The 16,069-nt window shown below is 67.3% G+C and carries 14 protein-coding genes; 6 read left to right on the top strand and 8 right to left on the bottom strand.

Translation table 11 applies throughout. The features are described from left to right. Positions 1–53: 53 nt before the first annotated feature. Positions 54–947 (bottom strand): acyltransferase family protein, encoded by an 894-nt coding sequence (locus tag E7811_RS10145; protein WP_136394521.1) that lies wholly within the window; start codon positions 945–947, stop codon positions 54–56. A gap of 167 nt (positions 948–1,114) precedes the next feature. On the opposite strand from E7811_RS10145, the gene E7811_RS10150 reads away from it, so the two are divergent. Beyond that, the gene (locus tag E7811_RS10150) at positions 1,115–1,873 is read left to right on the top strand and encodes a WecB/TagA/CpsF family glycosyltransferase (RefSeq protein WP_246020383.1); all 759 of its coding nucleotides are present in this window, start codon (positions 1,115–1,117) and stop codon (positions 1,871–1,873) included. A gap of 15 nt (positions 1,874–1,888) precedes the next feature. Here the strand turns inward: E7811_RS10150 and E7811_RS10155 are convergent, their stop codons facing one another. Next, complete coding sequence (locus tag E7811_RS10155) at positions 1,889–2,839, bottom strand: glycosyltransferase family 2 protein (protein WP_136394523.1); 951 nt, start codon at positions 2,837–2,839, stop codon at positions 1,889–1,891. Between the two features lie 284 nt (positions 2,840–3,123). On the opposite strand from E7811_RS10155, the gene E7811_RS10160 reads away from it, so the two are divergent. Together E7811_RS10160 and E7811_RS10165 are read left to right on the top strand one after the other, a co-directional pair. Continuing rightward, positions 3,124–4,071: a CpsD/CapB family tyrosine-protein kinase gene (locus tag E7811_RS10160; protein ID WP_136394524.1), complete on the top strand. Its 948-nt coding sequence runs from the start codon at positions 3,124–3,126 to the stop codon at positions 4,069–4,071. Between the two features lie 83 nt (positions 4,072–4,154). Continuing rightward, positions 4,155–5,468 carry a Wzz/FepE/Etk N-terminal domain-containing protein gene (locus E7811_RS10165; RefSeq protein WP_168732988.1) on the top strand — a complete coding sequence of 438 codons (1,314 nt, stop codon included), beginning with the start codon at positions 4,155–4,157 and terminating at the stop codon, positions 5,466–5,468. Between the two features lie 174 nt (positions 5,469–5,642). Here the strand turns inward: E7811_RS10165 and E7811_RS10170 are convergent, their stop codons facing one another. From E7811_RS10170 to E7811_RS10180, 3 genes are all read right to left on the bottom strand, one after another. Then, complete coding sequence (locus tag E7811_RS10170) at positions 5,643–6,353, bottom strand: sugar transferase (RefSeq protein WP_136394526.1); 711 nt, start codon at positions 6,351–6,353, stop codon at positions 5,643–5,645. A 432-nt stretch (positions 6,354–6,785) separates the two neighbouring features. After that, entirely contained in the window at positions 6,786–6,995 is a 210-nt protein-coding gene (locus E7811_RS10175) for a hypothetical protein (protein WP_136394527.1), read from the bottom strand. Between the two features lie 164 nt (positions 6,996–7,159). Next, positions 7,160–8,503: an oligosaccharide flippase family protein gene (locus tag E7811_RS10180; protein ID WP_136394528.1), complete on the bottom strand. Its 1,344-nt coding sequence runs from the start codon at positions 8,501–8,503 to the stop codon at positions 7,160–7,162. A gap of 132 nt (positions 8,504–8,635) precedes the next feature. On the opposite strand from E7811_RS10180, the gene E7811_RS10185 reads away from it, so the two are divergent. Next, a complete protein-coding gene (locus tag E7811_RS10185; RefSeq protein WP_136394735.1) occupies positions 8,636–9,829 on the top strand; it encodes a glycosyltransferase in 1,194 nt (397 codons plus the stop codon). After that, positions 9,826–10,623: a hypothetical protein gene (locus E7811_RS10190; protein ID WP_136394529.1), complete on the top strand. Its 798-nt coding sequence runs from the start codon at positions 9,826–9,828 to the stop codon at positions 10,621–10,623. The genes E7811_RS10185 and E7811_RS10190 overlap by 4 nt, the downstream gene beginning before the upstream one ends. On the opposite strand, the gene E7811_RS10195 is transcribed toward E7811_RS10190, so the two are convergent. From E7811_RS10195 to E7811_RS10205, 3 genes are read right to left on the bottom strand one after another with little or no spacing between them, the layout of a single operon-like run. Continuing rightward, positions 10,620–11,453 carry a glycosyltransferase family 2 protein gene (locus E7811_RS10195; RefSeq protein WP_136394530.1) on the bottom strand — a complete coding sequence of 278 codons (834 nt, stop codon included), beginning with the start codon at positions 11,451–11,453 and terminating at the stop codon, positions 10,620–10,622. The two genes, E7811_RS10190 and E7811_RS10195, sit on opposite strands and share 4 nt — an antisense overlap. Then, on the bottom strand, positions 11,438–13,954 hold the full coding sequence (locus E7811_RS10200; RefSeq protein WP_136394531.1) for a hypothetical protein: 2,517 nt from the start codon (positions 13,952–13,954) through the stop codon (positions 11,438–11,440). The genes E7811_RS10195 and E7811_RS10200 overlap by 16 nt, the downstream gene beginning before the upstream one ends. A 23-nt stretch (positions 13,955–13,977) precedes the next feature. Continuing rightward, entirely contained in the window at positions 13,978–14,925 is a 948-nt protein-coding gene (locus tag E7811_RS10205; RefSeq protein WP_136394532.1) for an SGNH/GDSL hydrolase family protein, read from the bottom strand. Between the two features lie 87 nt (positions 14,926–15,012). Between E7811_RS10205 and E7811_RS10210 the strand changes: the two genes are divergently transcribed. Next, on the top strand, positions 15,013–16,062 hold the full coding sequence (locus tag E7811_RS10210; protein ID WP_136394533.1) for a saccharopine dehydrogenase: 1,050 nt from the start codon (positions 15,013–15,015) through the stop codon (positions 16,060–16,062). Positions 16,063–16,069 lie beyond the last annotated feature (7 nt).

The raw sequence follows: 16,069 nt of genomic DNA on the forward strand, positions 1-16,069 counted from the left end.
GCGCGAGACCTAGCATAATCCGGAGATTGCGGCAATTTTCGGGGGTTTCCGGGTCAGACCAGGGTCCGCAGGACAGGCAGGCGGCGCAAGATTTCGGCCGCGGCCCAGGACATCAGGAAGGTCAGCACCGTGGCCAGCAGGCGGTTCACATCCGCTCCGAGGAACTTGTAGCAGACCAGCATGAAGAACGGATGCACAAGATAGATGCCAAACGCGGCAGCCCCCAGCGGCTTCATCCATCCCGCCGTGACGGGCGCGCGCCAGAACGCCTCAAACGCCAGTGCGGCCACGATCGGCATCAGCGCCCAGGGTTCGCCCGTCAGCGCGAAACCCGCGGCCGACAGCAACGCCATCGCCGCGACCGGCCAGCCCACGCGCCCGATCCGGTGCGCATGCCCGATGATCAGGCCATAGGCATAGACCGGAAAGCCGAAGGCCCATTGCGGCAGCGGTTCGGGCATCGGCGCGAAATGGTGCAGCGCGAACAGCGGCACCGTGACAAGGACAAGGAAGACGCTTGCCAGCCGGACCCGCTCGTCCGAGGTGATCCACCGCCCCGAGGGTTCGACCATCACCATCGCCAGCATGACGAAGGGCAGGAACCACAGGTGGATCGACGACCCGATCAGAAGCGTCCAGGGATCGGAAAGGATCGCCCATTTTTCCGGCCCGTCCGCCACGACCAGAAACACCACACGGAACACCGCCGACCAGAACAGCCACGGAAGGACAAGCCGCCGCGCGCGCGCAAGCCAGGGATAGCGCCCCCCGGCCCGGTCCATCGACTGCACCGCAAGGAACGCCGTCAGGACAAGAAACAGCCCCAACGCCAGATGCCCGATCCAGTCACGCTCGGAGGCATAGGCATGGGCCGCGACCACGCCGAAGGCGGCAAGGAAGCGGGCCAGGTCCATCGCGGTGCGGTATGTCGGTCGGGCGGGGCTCATCGCGCCTGCGCTAGCCGAACCATCCTGTTCTGGCAATGGCCGCGCGGCCCGTTCCGTTTCCCCTGTGGCAACACAGTGTCGCCGCGCGACGCGACGCCTGCGGTGATCGCGTTTGCGGTTCTTCTGTGCTATCACGCAGGCGGTGTGTGACAAGGCGGGATGGCACGGTGGAGTTCCAGTTCGATACGGCCCGGATAGGGGTGAACCTGCCCGACAGGCAGTCCGTGCTGACCGCCGTGCGCGACCGTTTCGAGCGCCGGCAGGGATTTGCGCTGGCCACGATCAACCTTGACCATCTGGTGAAGCTGGCCCGTTCGCCCGCCTTCCGGCAGGCCTATGCCGCGCAGGATCTGGTCTGTGCCGACGGCAACCCCATCGTCTGGCTGTCGCGACTGGCCAGGCGGCCCGTCTCGCTTGTGCCCGGCTCGGATCTGGTGATCCCGCTGGCGCGGCTGGCCGCCGAGACGGGGATCCGGGTTGCGCTGGTGGGCACCACCGATGCCGCCCTCGATGCCGCCGCCGCCCGGTTGCGGTACGAGGCGCCCGGCCTGTCCATCGTCGCCACCATTGCCCCGCCGATGGGCTTCGACCCTGACGGGGAACCGGCGGCGGCCATCCTTTCCGATCTGGCCGCGCGCGACGTGGGGCTGTGCTTTCTGGCCCTTGGCGCGCCCCGGCAGGAGGCACTGGCCGCGCGCGGACGCAGCCTTGCACCGGCCACGGGCTTTGCCTCGATCGGGGCGGGGCTGGATTTCCTGGCCGGATCGCAGCAGCGCGCGCCCCAATGGGTGCGGCGGATCGCGATGGAATGGGCCTGGCGCATGCTGTCGGCGCCGCGCCGTCTGGTGTCGCGCTATGCCGCCTGCGCCGCGATCCTGCCCGGTCAGGCCGCTGCGGCGCTGGCCCTCAGGCGCCGGACGCGGTGATCAACTGTAGCCGGATCACTTGTATTCGATCAGCCCGGCCCGGCGACCGGCAAGGCGGCGCAGGTGGAACTCGGCCACGCCTAGCGCCTCGGGCAGCTTGCCGAGAACCGTGAAGAAGGCGGCCTCGGCCCCCATCCGGGGCATCAGGCGCAGGAACTGCGCCCCCCAGGCCAGCAGCGGAAACGCCGCCGCCGGGGGCCAGACCAGCGCCCCCGCAAGCCCGATCGCCGGAACGGCCATCCCCCACAGGATCGCACGGCGGGTTTCCCGCACCCAGTGCCGTTCCGGGCCCGCGCCATGCAGTGCGGCACCCTCGGCAAAGGCATGACCGGCGCGGCGCGTTCTGCGCCACCATTGCGAAAACCGAACCATCGCCGCGTCATGCAGCGTCATCTCGGCATCGATGCGCCAGACCTCGCCACCCGCGCGACGAAGCCGCAGGCAAAGTTCCGGCTCTTCCCCCGCGATCAGGGTATCGCGAAAGCCACCGACGGCGCGCACTGCGGCAACCCGCATCAGCGCATCGCCGCCGCAGGCCGTGGCCAGCCCCAGGGGCGTGTCCCATTCGCGGTCGCACAGCCGGTTGTAGACCGATGCCTCGGGTTGCCTTTCGCGCCTGCGACCGCAGACGACGACCGCCCCGGGATGCGCCCGCATATGGGCCAGCGCGACGGCGATCCAGCCGGGCCGGACCTCGCAATCGCCATCGACGAACTGCACGAAGGCAGCATCGCCCGCGCGCGCCAGACCGGCGTTGCGGGCGCGCGCGGCGGTGAAGGGGCGCGACAGGTCAAGCGGCACAACCTCGGCCCCGGCGGCCGCGGCGGCGGCGTGGCTGTCGTCCGTCGACCCACTGTCCACATAGATCACGCGGTCGACCTGCCCGGCCAGCGAGGCCAGACAGGCGACAAGGCGGGCGCCCTCATTGCGCCCGATCACAACCGCGACGACCCGACCTTCCTGCACGCCCCGCCCACCTTCACCCGCCGATCACGCCTTACCTTAAGCCGATCAAGGGGGGGATTCCACGGCTTTACCAAGGCACCGTGACGCTTTCATTTCCACCGAATTTCTGTTAATCATCAAACGGCTGGGCGGGGGTCCGGACGATTCTGAAAGGGGTGCGGATGATCGTGTTTCCGCAGCCCGGAAGGGGAAAACCGGTTCTTTGCCTGCTGCATGGCGGGTTACGTGTGTAATGGTTGACGCAGCCCCGAGGGGTTGCGCCGCAGCAGGAGCCGGATGGTCGCATGAACCAGCGCAACCTATTGATTTCCGGGGCGGAAAATACTTCCGATGCAGGGCACTACACGATGACGGACAGCCGCCCTGACAAGAAATCCACCCCGCCGGGACAGGAAGGGCGGGGCGTTTTCTCGGTGTTTCGTCCGGGGCGAGGATCCGACCAGCCCGGCACCGGCCTTGATCTGGCGAAGGCTCGCGGGATGATCGTTTCACCGCTGCCGGTGTTGCGGCCACGCCCCGACCGGGTGTGGGAATCGCTGACGCCCGTCACGCTGAACCCCGATCATCTGGCTGGAAACGGTTTGTTTCCAACGCCGGACAAGCACGGCGTATCCACCTATTTCGACATCCTGCGCACCCGCGCGATGCAGGCGCTGGAGGAACGCCGCTGGCGGCGGATCGGTGTGACCTCGCCCACGCATGGCTGCGGAAAAAGCTTTGTCGCCGCCAATCTGGCACTGAGCCTTGGCCGCCTTCCTGCGACACGGTCGGTTCTGATGGACATGGAACTTCGCAATCCCGTCCTGTCGCGGATGCTGGGCGTGAAATCCCCTGGCCCCATGCGCGATTACCTGACTGGCGAACAGCCGCTGGAATCGCATTTCCGGGTGCATGGCCGCAATCTTGCGCTGGCGCTGAACGATCAGCCGGTCGAGGGTGCATCGGAACTGCTGCTATCGCCCTTCACCGGCGAGACACTGGCGGCGATGATGGAACATCTTGATCCCGACATGGTCGTCTGTGACCTGCCGCATGCCCTTGGAAATGACGACGTGATCGCAATGTTGCCGCAGTTGGATGCCATTCTGCTGGTGACCGATGGCACGATGACGACGGCAGAAGACATCCGCCGCTGCGAACGCCTGTTCGAGGGGAGGATGCCAATCCTTGGCGTGGTTCTGAACCGCGCGCAGGATCGCAACGCCGCCCGCTATCGGTATGGTACACGATAAGGCCGCCGCACGTCGGACGGCACACAAGAGGCAGAGCGGACGGGAAGACCGGCATGGGGCCGATACAGACGATTGACGATTTGTTGGGTTTGGTTTTTCGCCGCCGCTGGCTGATTGCGGCGGTGATCGTGGTCGGCATGATCCTTTCGGTCATTGCGGGCCTCAGCCGACCGAAGGTCTACGAGACGGGCGCCGTGATTCAGGTCCAGACCCCGATCGTGGGGGTCGAGGATGCCGCGGCCGTCGGTGCGCGCGCCGCACAGACGCTTCAGATGATCGAACAACGCCTGACCACGCGCGAGAACCTGATCGCGATGATCGAACGCCACAGCCTTTTCAGCGAGGCGCCCGGCCTGAGCGTCGATCAGAAGGTGGCCGCGTTGCGCGCCTCGATCGGCTTTCAAAGCGTGGCCTCCGCCGATCAGCCGGGATTTGGCGCGCAACGTGTATCGGCACTGATTATCACCGCGCGGCTGGGGGACGGCGACAAGGCCGCGCGCGTGGCCAACGATCTGGCGCAGGGCGTGCTGGACATGTCCAGCGCCCGGCAGGCCAGCCGCGCCCAGGAAACCTACCGGTTCTATGTCGGCGAAGACCGACGCATCCGTGATCAGATGGCCGCGCTTGAAGCGCAGATCGCCGACGTCCGCAACAGCAACGCCGAGGCGCTGCCTGGGTCTGCGGAAAGCAGCCGATCTGCCCTGACCGACCTTGCGGCCGATCTGCGCGAACTGGATCAGTCCCGCGCGGCACTGGAAGGCGAAAGAACCGCCATCGAACGCAAGCAGACCCTGCGCGAAACCGACCGGCGCCGCCTGGAAGAGATTGCCTCCGCAACGGCGGTCTTGGATACGCAGCGGGACGCGCTGCTGGCGCAACGCGATGCCCTGAACGCCAATCTTGCGCGACAACCCTCTGTGGAACAGGAACTGGCCGGTTTCGAACGCCAGCTGACCCAGTTGCGCGCGCAATCCGATGTGGTGACGGCCCGGCTGGCCGAGGCCGAAAGCAACCTCAGGCTTGAAGAGTTGCAGCAGGGCGAACATTTCACCCTTCTGGAACGCGCGATCATCCCCGAATTCGCGTCCGGCGGCGGGGGCAAGAAGGTTGCCGTTCTGGGCGCCATCGCCAGCGCCGGCCTGGCACTTGGCCTCGCCTTCCTTCTGGATCTGGTCTATCCCGCGATCCGCACTTCGGCCCAGATGGAACGCGAACTGGATCTGCGGCCGGTTGTGGCAATCCCTGAGATTCCCTTCCGCAACTCGGGCAAACGGTGGCCCAGGCTGCAGACGGTGGGCCCGAAACTGGCCGAAGCGGTGCGGGATGCCCCGAAACCCGTGGTCTTTCTGGGCGGCGCGGCGCTGTTCCTGCTGGCTGCAGCGGCGGCGATGGCCTGATCGGCCAAAGGGCCCGCGCGAGGGGTGCGGGGCGTGCGGCTTTGGCGCCGTTTCCGCCGGAAAGGATTACCCACCCGGGCCGGGCGACGCTATGGAAGCAGCCGCCAACCATGACAAAACCCGCCCGGACCGGGCGGGTTTTTCTGTTTCCGGATCAAGCCTGCTGCGCCCGGTTCAGTATCCGGTGCATTTCATCACGACGCCGACAGTGCGCATCAGCACGCGCAGGTCGGTCATCAGCGAAACATCGCGCGCATAGTCGTCATCGAACCCGACGCGGGCCTCGAACGTCGTCTTGTTCCGCCCGGCGGTCTGCCAATACCCTGTGATGCCCGGACGCAACTGGAAATAGGACTGGCCGGGATACAGCGCCTGCTGGTTCAGCATCATAGGGCGCGGGCCTACGAGGCTCATGTCGCCCACCAGAACGTTCCACAGCTGCGGCAGCTCATCCAGCGAGGCACGGCGCAGGAACCGGCCCACGGGCGTGATCCGCGGATCGCATTTCAGCTTCTGGGTCTCATCCCATTCCGCCCGCGCATGGGGGTTGGACTGAAGATAGAGTTCCAGGCGCTCGTCGGCATCCGTGACCATCGTGCGCAGCTTCCACATCCGGAAGGCCCGGCCATGCCGGCCCACCCGCAACTGGGTATAGAACGGGCGCCCACCGTCGCGCGCGACCGTCGCCACCAAGAGCAGGACCATCGGCAGGATGAACGGCGTGGCAAGAAGAATGACGGACACGTCAAGAAAACGCTTGAAGAACCGCCCGTAGATCCCGCCCGAGGGGGGAAGGGCACGGGTCGCCACCGGAACGGCAATCGTTGCCACATGCTCGGACGCAGCAGGTTCAGACGCTCCGAAATCGGGATAGGTGATCGTCATTGTCAATCACCCGGCAACAGTTACGGAAGGTGTCATTGCGGCGGCGTCTTCTGCCCAGGAACAAAACAACCGGGAAATCCCCGGAAACCAGCAATACATGGCTTACACTTTCATGCAGCGCCCCCAAGGATATTTTACCCGGTCTCTTCCCCCCTTGGCGACAGCGGCCAGGGCCCGCGGCGGCACAATTCTGCCTTCATCATGATTTTTTTCGCCTGATCCTCGCCCCATTGCTGCCGCATTTCGGCGCAGAACAACCCTGAGGCGAAGAGGCCCGTGGATGCGGCGTCATTTCCAACAAGATGATTCGGGGCGATTTTTCGCCCGGGCGTGGACGGCGCGCAAATCATGCGGAACGGGCGTCTGATTTGCGCCTGCCGCGGACGGCAACCATTGGTTGAGTATTGTTTCGGATTGGCGTCAAACCGCGCCTCAGCGCGGGTGGCGCGCCCGCTCAAGCGCGAAGGCCGGTTCGCGCGCCACGTTCATGCCAAGCGCCAGCATCACGAAGGATAGCGCGCCGACCATTCCGGCCAGCGAATAGACAGCAAGCAACCCGAGAACGGAAAGCCCGGCGGCAATGCCCCAGATGACACCACCGATTCCTGCGAGGAACCCGAAGAGGACCATTCCGATGACCATCGCCCGATCTCCCGTGCCGCTGCCTTGTCATCCTGACAGGAATCCTTGCATGAAATGCTAATTCCGCCAGTGCCATTTCGGGCTATTGGCCAATCAGGGCGAAATCATGGCGCGATATGGTCGCTTTCGCGGCCTTTATGCCACGGTCAGCGTGCAACCGGGCGTCAGCCCAGGGCGGCAAGCGCGCCCGCGTTCCACCACAGTGCAACCGACGCAAGCACGGCCACGGCCAGAAAACCGCCCAGATCATGCCGGGCGTCCCACGCGCCATGCCGCCGGGCCAGCCAGACGATCAACGGATGGACGACCAGCAGGGCAATCCCCTGCCCGGTCAGCGCGCCCTGAAGCCCCGCGATTTCCGCCCCGATCAGGAAGGCCAGCGTCTGCACGGCCGCACGCGCCGCGATGACAAGAAAATAGCTGCGGGAATCCCCCGCCGCCAATGCCGACTGGTCATAGGTCATGCCGATCACCGCAGGCATCTGCACGCAGGCGATTGCAACGACGATCGCCCCCGCCGCCGCGTAACGATCATCGTATAGCAGCCCCACCAGCGGAACCCCGGCAAGGGCCATCACCGCCAGAAGCGCCAGAATGAACGTCGTCACCCCGTTCCGCATCCGCCGCAGACGGGCGAAGTTGGCCGCGGACCCGGCGGGCGGATGATCGCGGTAAAGCGGGATCAGGATGCGCCCCGTCACAGCGCCCCCCAGAAGGATCGGAAACGACGCAAGGAAATAGCCGATGTTGTAGACGCCAAGCTGATCCAGCGGCAGGTAGGCGCCCAGAATGGCCTTGTCGCCCTGCGACAGCAGAAACCCGCAGGCGGTGGACAGGAAGATCCACTTGCCGAACCCGATCAGCTCGGTCGCGGCGGGCTTTTCCCAGCGGAAGCGGTTCGCCCGCCCCGGCAGGCCGACATGCATCAGCACGAGCTTTGCCGCCGATCCGATGATCGCGCCGATCACCAGCGCCCAGACCGACCGCATCGCCAGGGCAAGAAGGATCATCGCCACGATCCCGATCACCTGCGCGATCAGGTCCAGCGCCGTCACCCGCCCCAACAGAAGGTGGCGGTTCGCCGTGTCGATCCGGGTCGGGTTGAAGCCCGCAACCAGCAGTGTCAGACCCGCGGCCGGCAACAGCAGCGCCAATTCCGGCGCGCCATAAAGCGCCGCGGCGGGAAGTGCCAGCGCACAGGTCGCCAGCCACAGGAAAACCCCGCGCCCCACGTTAATCGTCCAGGCGGTGTCCAAAAAATCGGGATCGTCCCCGCGCCGGTTCTGCGCGATCGCCGGGCCGATACCCACATCGGAAAACATCGCCAATCCGACCAGAACGACCGAAACCAGCGCCATCAGGCCAAAGGCCTCGGGAAACAAGAGCCGCGTAAGGATCAGGTTCGATGCCAGCCGCAGGACCTGCGTGATCGCGTAGGACCCGGCCGTCAGCGCACCGCCGCGCAGGGCGCGGGCAAAAAGATTGGGACGGGCGGCGGCGGGTTCCATGGGCGCGACCCTAGGGGGGCGCCCGCCCCCGGTCAATCGCCCGCCATCTTGGCGCCTTATCTCTATGCAATCCGCAGCCTTGGGCCTATTCAGGGCCCTGACCCGAACGGATTGCCATCGGACCCCGTGCCAGTGAAGATCGCCTATCTTGTCAACACCTACCCGCGCGCCTCGCACAGTTTCATCCGGCGCGAGATCCGCGCGCTGGAACGTCGCGGGCTGTCCGTGCACCGGCTGGCGATGCGGTCTGACCGCGCGGCGCTGGTCGATACCGAGGATCTGGACGAGGACGCGCGCACCGAACATGTCCTGAAACTGGGGGCAGCGCGCCTTGCCGTTTCGGCGCTCGGCTGGATGAGTGCGCGCCCGGCAAAGGCTTGGACGGCCGCGCGGCTGGCCTGGCGGATGGGGGTACGGGCAAACCACCGCCTGCGCCACCTCATCTATCTGGCCGAGGCCGCCCATGTCGCAAAGCGCTGCGCCGATCTGGGGATCGACCATCTGCACGCGCATTTCGGCACCAATTCCGCGACCGTCGCGGCGCTTGCCCATGCGCTTGGCGGGTCGCAATTCAGCTTTACCGTCCATGGGCCCGAAGAATTCGACGCCCCCCTGGCCCTGTCCCTGGGCGACAAGATCGAACGCGCGGCCTTTGTCGTGGCGATTTCCTCGTTCGGGCGCAGCCAGCTTTGCCGCTGGGTGGCCTCGTCCCACTGGCCGCGGATCAGGGTTGTTCACTGCGGCATCGAACCGGCCCGGTTTCCGGAACCGGCCCAGATGCCGCAGACGCCGCGCCTTGTGGCGATCGGGCGGTTTTCCGAACAGAAGGGGTTTCCGCTGCTGGTGGCCGCGATGGCCGAGGCCGCGCCACGCCTGCCGGGCCTGCACCTGACATTGGTGGGCGACGGCCCTCTGCGCGAAACCATCGGGCGGGCGATCGCCGATCAGGGCCTGACCGACCGGATCACCCTGACCGGCTGGCTGGACGAGGCGGGCGTGCGCGATCAGCTTGCGCGCGCGCAGGCGCTGATCCTGCCCTCTTTCGCCGAAGGCCTGCCCGTGGTGGTGATGGAGGCGCTGGCCGCCGGTCGTCCCGTGATCGCGACCGCCATCGCCGGTGTGCCCGAGCTGGTCACGCCCGGCTGTGGCTGGCTGGTCCCGGCGGGGGATGCCCATGCGCTGGCCACGGCGATCCGCGAATTTGCCGCCACACCGGCGGCGCGACTGGCGGAGATGGGCCGCCACGGGCGCGAACGCGTCTTTGCCCGCCACGACATCGACCACGAGGCCGCCCGGCTTGCCCGGCTGTTCGAGGGGACAGAATGACCCGTATCGCCATCGCCGCCGCCAGCCACAACCCGGCCATCCTGAAGGCCAACCTTGCGCTGTCGCCCTGCATCGCCTCCGGTGCGGTGCCGCTGCATGTGGTGGAAAACGCCCCGTCGGCCGCCATCGCCTACAACCGGGCGCTGGATGCCGCCGGGCCGGACGCGGCGGATGTGGTGGTCCTTGCCCATCACGACGTCTTTCTGCCGCAGGGTTGGGAAAGGCTTCTGGCGGCGCGCATCGCCGAGGTCGGCGCGACCCATCCCAACTGGGCGCTGATCGGCGCCTTCGGAATCGGGCTGGACGGGGCGCATCTGGGCCCGGTCTGGTCATCCTCGCTGGGGATGATCGTGGGGCGGGTGCCGATGCATCCCGTGCCGGTGCAGGGGTTCGACGAACTTCTGATCGTCCTGCGCCGCAGCAGCGGTCTGAGGTTCGACGAGGCGCTGCCGGGCTGGCACCTTTACGGCACCGACATCGTCCAGACCGCCCGCGCCGCCGGGCGCGGTGCCTTCGCCGTGGGCCTTCCCTGCATCCACAACGACGCCTATCACGAGGCCTTGGGGGCGGACTTTGCCGAATGCTACCGCTTCATGCAGCGGAAATGGTCTGCCGTGCTGCCGATCCGGACGCCGATCACCAAGATCAGCCGTTCGGGGCTGCACCTTCTGCGCGACAACTGGCGCAACCGCAAGACGGCCGCCTTCCGCGCCGGTGTGGCCATCGGCACCGCCGAAGACCCCCGGATGCTGGCGGCGCGCTGTGGCTGGGCGGACCTGACCGCAAGCGCCTAGCGGCCCCGCGTCCAGCCGCCGTCGCCGCCCCCGGCACGCACGGCCAGCGATACGGCGGCATAGACCGCAAAGCCCACCGGATCGGCCAGCGCCAGCCGCACCAGACCTGCCGCGCCAAGGGGCGCCTTTGCCTCGCGGTCCGGAAGGCCGGGATAGAGGGCGGCAATCTCCGCCACACCGCGATCCTGCCTGCGCCGCACCCGGACCAGCGCGGCAAAGCCCTCGATCATCGGCCAGTCATAGCTGGCCCTGCATTGCACCCGTTCTTCCGGGGTGAACTGCAGCCGCACGAATGTGTCGTCCGAAATCAGCCGCGGAAAGCAGCCCCATCGCGCCCGGCCCGACGCATTGACCGCGAAAAGCCCGTAACCGGGCGCCACGGAGCGTGCGAAAGGAAGGCGCTGCCAGAACCGCGCATAGGCCCGCGTGACCCGCGACCGGGCGGGCGGAATGTGTGCCGTTCCGGTGGCATAGCGCGGGGGGTCTTCCCCAAGGGCCGCGGCGAGTTCCGCCATCAGCGGGGCCGACACGATGACATCGGCATCCAGATAGGCGCGCAAGTTTCCCCCGGCGGCGGCATCGCCCGCATCCAGCGCGGCGGGCTTGCCCCCTTCGGCCCGTTCGATCACCGTCAGGCCCCAGCCTGCCGCGGCGGCCTGGTCGGACATCGCGCGCGCCCGATCGGCCGTCCGGTCGCGGCAACCGTTGGCCACCACCACCGCCTCGGCCCCGCCCGGCACCGGGTATGACGCGAAAAGCGCCGCCAGACAGGGGCCGATATAGGCCTCTTCGTTCGAGGCCGGGATGATCACGCTCAGCACGCGCCGCAACCTTCGGCGAGCGCCCGCCAGCGCGGATTGTCATCGGTCAGATGGCGCAGCGCCCCCCAGCTTCCCCATTTCGTCGGTGCATAGACATCGACAAAGGCGTTGAACGGCGTGTCCGACACTTTCGCCCATTCGGCCATCAGATCGCGGTAAAGGTCGCCCATGGCCTCGCTGTAATTCAGGTGATGGAAGAAGGCGGTCAGTTCGGCATCATCCACCGCCGCACCATAGCCCACGACATGGGTTCCGCCTTCATACATCATCAGTTTCAGCCCGAATTCCTGCGCCACGGCGGCGTGATAGGGCCAGACCCGGCCAGACAGCGCGGCCAGCGTGTCGGCGTCCGATCCGCTGACCGACCCGTCGCGCAGTTCGCGCGCCGCGATCTCGACCGCGTGGTCGAAACGGTGGCGCGCGACGTATTCGGCATGTGCCGCGCCTTCCAGCCCTTCGGCGGTGGCGGCGGCTTCGGCCGTCAGGCGGCTTTCGTCCAGCCATGCGGTGACCAGGGCGCGCTTTTCCTCGGCCCCGAGCAGAGCGGCGACATAGCCCGTGACCGCCAGCACATCGAAGCTGTCATGCGGGGGCGGCAAGCCCTCTTCGATCACAAGCGGGGCGGTCAGGATCGTGCGGTCAAGCCCTTCGATGCTGGTCTGGGTACCCACGATTCGCACCAGCCGCGCCTCGGCCTGATCGCCGAAGGCCTCGGACCAGATCGCCATCACCTCGGCCGCACGCATCGCGTAGAACTGCACCCAGGTCGCCTCGCGCCCCCAGAAGGCCTTGCCCTGCGTCTCGGCCCATTTCGCCTGCGCGAACTGCCAGTTCCAGACCTCGTTGGACAACTCCACATGCGCGACCAGCCCTTCGGCAAGACCATCCCGCACCGTTTCGGCGTAGAGGCGGACAAGGTCATCCTCGGCCAGATGCGGCAGGGTGAACCAGGGATCGGCGCGCAACTCGTTCGCAAGGGCGACCATCACCTCAACCGGCACGCCATGCACAGCCCACGAAAAGTCATCGGGCCGGGGCCGGTCCTCGACAGCGGCAAGACGGGAATCGTTGGTGGCCATCCAGTCCATGAACCGGATCAGCCGCACGCCCCGGATGCGTGCCAGCCAGTCGGGGTTGAAAATCGCACCGCCCTGCAACGCGGCCTGCCGGTCCTCGCGCACGACGCGGATGTTGCGGATCGGATCACCGGCATCGGTTTCCTCGATGGTCAGGACGACACCGCCGGGGCCGGGGGCGAAATCGAATACCCGGCGCCGTTCCGCGTCATCCACGACCGTCGCGCGGCCTTCCAGCTTCAGCCTGCCCCTGCCCTCCCATTCCACCACATAGCGGCCCGCGATCCCGCCTGCGTCCTGGGGCAGTTCGGTCAGGATCAGGGTGGAAAGCCCGGTCACCTCGGGCGGAACGCCGATAGGCCAGCCCTGATCGTCCAGCCAGCCTTCGGCGCGCAGGCGATCATGTTCGAACCCGCCCCACTGGCCCGGCAGATGACCGACCCAGGGCCGGGCCGTTTTTATCACGTCCAGAAACGGCTGCTGCACGGCCCAGTCATGCACGCCGGCCAGGCCAAGGCCAAGGTTCGGGTTCCGCACGCCGGGGCCGTCGGCCCCGACAGCGGGCACATCGCCCCCGGCCGAAGCCGCCGATGCATCATCGGTCGATGCCGGGGGCATCACGGGGCCTGCGGCCTCGCGCGCCGTCTGGGCCTGAACGGCGGCCCAGGCGATGCGCTGCAAGGCCAGCGCCTGTTCGTCGGTCAGGATCGAGGCGCGATCCTGCCAGACACGGGTCAGCTTTGCGGGAAGACCTTCGGGCGATGTTCCGGTGATCGTCGCCAGATGCGTCATCGCGACAAGGTAGAAGCCCCGCCCGTTGGGATGGATGTCATCGCTGAACAGATCGCGGATGTCGGCCAGGCCCGGCACCTCGCCCCGCGCGATGGCATCGGCGGCCAGCCCCATCGCCTGCCCCGCCGGGATCAGCCGCACCGCATCCGCCGCACCAAGCCGCGCGTTGACCTGATCCACCACGCCCTGCCACAGCGCCAGATCCGAATCGATCCGTTCCCGCCATGGCACGCCGCCGCCCGGATCATCCGGGATCACCGCGCCGGGCGCCGAGGCCAGCGAATGCCATGTTTCATAAAGATAGATGCGGGTATCGGGCCGGGCCTCGCGCGCCAGGCCGGCGAAGGCCGCCACCTGGCCTGCGGTGTCATTCCATTCGATGTGCCCGGCCAGCGGGATCGCCTCGGTCAGGATCAGGATATCGGTGCCACCGCGCCGCAGATGGGCACGGGCATCCAGCGTGTCGTTGCTGGCCGAGTTGTCCCAGTTGTATTTCAGCGGCGCGCCGTTGATGATCTGCGCCTCGACGGTCACGGGTTCCCCCATCGCGCGGAACCCGCCATCGACAAGCGGCGGCAGGCCCGTGCCGATCAGCGAATGGCCGACAAAGACGATTTCGGTCAGAAGGGCGAACAGCGACATGGGCACACCGGAACAACCGCCCCCTAAGGGGCCACACCGGTGGCAGCATAGCCCGACACGGTCTGCCACGCCACCTGCGCCATGATCCGGGCCGCCTCGGGCGAAGGCGCGTCCGCCGGCCTTCCATCGGCCCGGATGAGGGCGTGCGGCATCCCTTCGGGCGACCGGTGATAGAGCGTGGCGTAATGCACAAGCGCCACGAAATAGGCGCCCAGATCATTCGGGTGGATCATGTCCTGCGTGCCATCAGGGTTCTTGCCGAACAGGTCCTCGCGCCGGGCCAGGCCCGGCACCTCGCCCGCCTCGATCCGCGCGACAAGCGCCGCCATCGCCGTGCCCGCCGGGATCAGGTGGATCGTCCCGGTGCCCTCCTGCGCCATCGCCTTGCGCATGATGGCCTCCCATTGCCCCGGCAGATCGTCGCGGATGCGATCTGTCCAGCCTGCGGGATCGTCCAGACGGTGCCAGGTTTCGTAAAGATAGATCCGCACATCCGGGTTTGCGGCCCGCGCCGCGCGCGCCCATTCGGCCAGGCAGCGACCGGAATCGTGATAGCGGATCGCGTCGCGGATCTCGACCATCTCGGTCAGGATAACGGCATCATACCCGCCCGAGGCAATGGCCTCGCGCGCCGGTCGGTGGGCGGGATGGGCATTCTCGGTATCGAAGCCGGGCACGGGTTCGTCCGGTTCCCAATGCTGTTTCAGCGAGGCGCCCCAGCCAAGCTGGCTGTGATGGGTGTGACCGGCCAGTTGCGCCAGCATCGCGGGCATGTCGCGCCCGACCAGCGAATGACCAAGGTGATAGACCGTCATCGGCCCCGCAGGCGGCGGCAGGGGTTCGGCATGACGGGCGCTGAATTCCTCGGCCGACAGAAAGGCCGAAAGCTCTGCCCGTCTGCGCCACCACAGCAAACCACCGCCAAGGGCCGCCAGCGCCGCAGCCCCGGCCAACAGCATCCGTCGATCCATTCGCGATCCTCCTTCCGGCCAATCTGGTATCTCGCTCGCAAATTCGCCAGACTGGATTGCGAAACGAACCGGTGACAGGGCGGAACCATGGTGCATCTCTGGGTCAGGGCGGAACAGCGCGCGAACGAGGAACGGGTGGGCCTGACGCCCGAGGGCGCGGCGCGCCTGATCGCGGCGGGTGTTCGCGTGACCGTGGAAGACAGCCACTGCCGCGCGATCGGGATCGACGGCTATCGCGCGGCGGGCTGCACCATCGCGCCGGAAAACAGCTGGCCGGACGCTCCCGCCGAGGCGATCATCTTTGGCCTTAAGGAACTGCCCGAGGATGGCACGCCGCTCACCCATCGTCACATCCTGTTCGGCCATGCCTACAAGGGCCAGCCTGCGGGGCAGGTTCTGCTGCGCCGCTTCAAGGCGGGCGGGGGCGTGCTTTACGATCTGGAATCGCTTGTCGACGACAGCGGGCGCAGGGTCGCGGCCTTCGGCTATTGGGCGGGCTATGCGGGCGCGGCGGTGGCCGTGAAATGCCTTGCCGCGCAGATGCGGGGGGGCATCTGCGGCCCCCTGACCAGATATGCCGACCGCGACGCGCTGCTGGCCGACCTGCGCGCCGACCTGGACGGCTTTGCCCCGCCAAGCGCCCTGATCATCGGCGCACTCGGTCGGGTGGGCACCGGCGCGGGAGACCTGATGGAAGCGGTGGGATCGAAGGTGACACGCTGGGACATGGCCGAAACCGCGCATGGCGGCCCCTTCCCCGAGGTTCTGGCGCATCAGATCTTTCTGAACTGCATCCTCGCCCGGCCGGGCTGCCCGGTCTTTGTCCCGGCCGATGCAGGCGAACGGCCACGCGCGCTGCGGGTGATCGGCGACATCGCCTGCGATCCGACATCGGATTTCTCGCCCATCAAGGTCTATGACCGGGCGACAGACTGGCAGGCCCCGGCCCTGCGCGTCTGGGACGATCCGCCGCTGGACGTCACCGCGATCGACAACCTTCCCTCGCTTCTGCCGGTCGAGGCCAGCGAGGATTACGCGGCACAGCTTTTGCCGTCGCTGCTGGCGCTTGGCGATCTGGAACGGGGTGTCTGGGGGCGCGCGCGGGCGGAATTCGACACCCATCTTGCGCGGGTCTGATCGCTTG

Source organism: Aliigemmobacter aestuarii, from assembly GCF_004799285.1.
GTDB classification, from domain to species: Bacteria; Pseudomonadota; Alphaproteobacteria; order Rhodobacterales; family Rhodobacteraceae; genus Aliigemmobacter; species Aliigemmobacter aestuarii.

Excerpts from the sequence above, each read along its gene's own strand:
- E7811_RS10210 (WP_136394533.1), top strand. The coding sequence starts at position 15,013 with ATGGTGCATCTCTGGGTCAGGGCGGAACAGCGCGCGAACGAGGAACGG.
- E7811_RS10160 (WP_136394524.1), top strand. The coding sequence starts at position 3,124 with ATGAACCAGCGCAACCTATTGATTTCCGGGGCGGAAAATACTTCCGAT.
- E7811_RS10205 (WP_136394532.1), bottom strand. The coding sequence starts at position 14,925 with ATGGATCGACGGATGCTGTTGGCCGGGGCTGCGGCGCTGGCGGCCCTT.
- E7811_RS10170 (WP_136394526.1), bottom strand. The coding sequence starts at position 6,353 with ATGACGATCACCTATCCCGATTTCGGAGCGTCTGAACCTGCTGCGTCC.
- E7811_RS10190 (WP_136394529.1), top strand. The coding sequence starts at position 9,826 with ATGACCCGTATCGCCATCGCCGCCGCCAGCCACAACCCGGCCATCCTG.
- E7811_RS10180 (WP_136394528.1), bottom strand. The coding sequence starts at position 8,503 with ATGGAACCCGCCGCCGCCCGTCCCAATCTTTTTGCCCGCGCCCTGCGC.
- E7811_RS10175 (WP_136394527.1), bottom strand. The coding sequence starts at position 6,995 with ATGGTCATCGGAATGGTCCTCTTCGGGTTCCTCGCAGGAATCGGTGGT.
- E7811_RS10145 (WP_136394521.1), bottom strand. The coding sequence starts at position 947 with ATGAGCCCCGCCCGACCGACATACCGCACCGCGATGGACCTGGCCCGC.
- E7811_RS10200 (WP_136394531.1), bottom strand. The coding sequence starts at position 13,954 with ATGTCGCTGTTCGCCCTTCTGACCGAAATCGTCTTTGTCGGCCATTCG.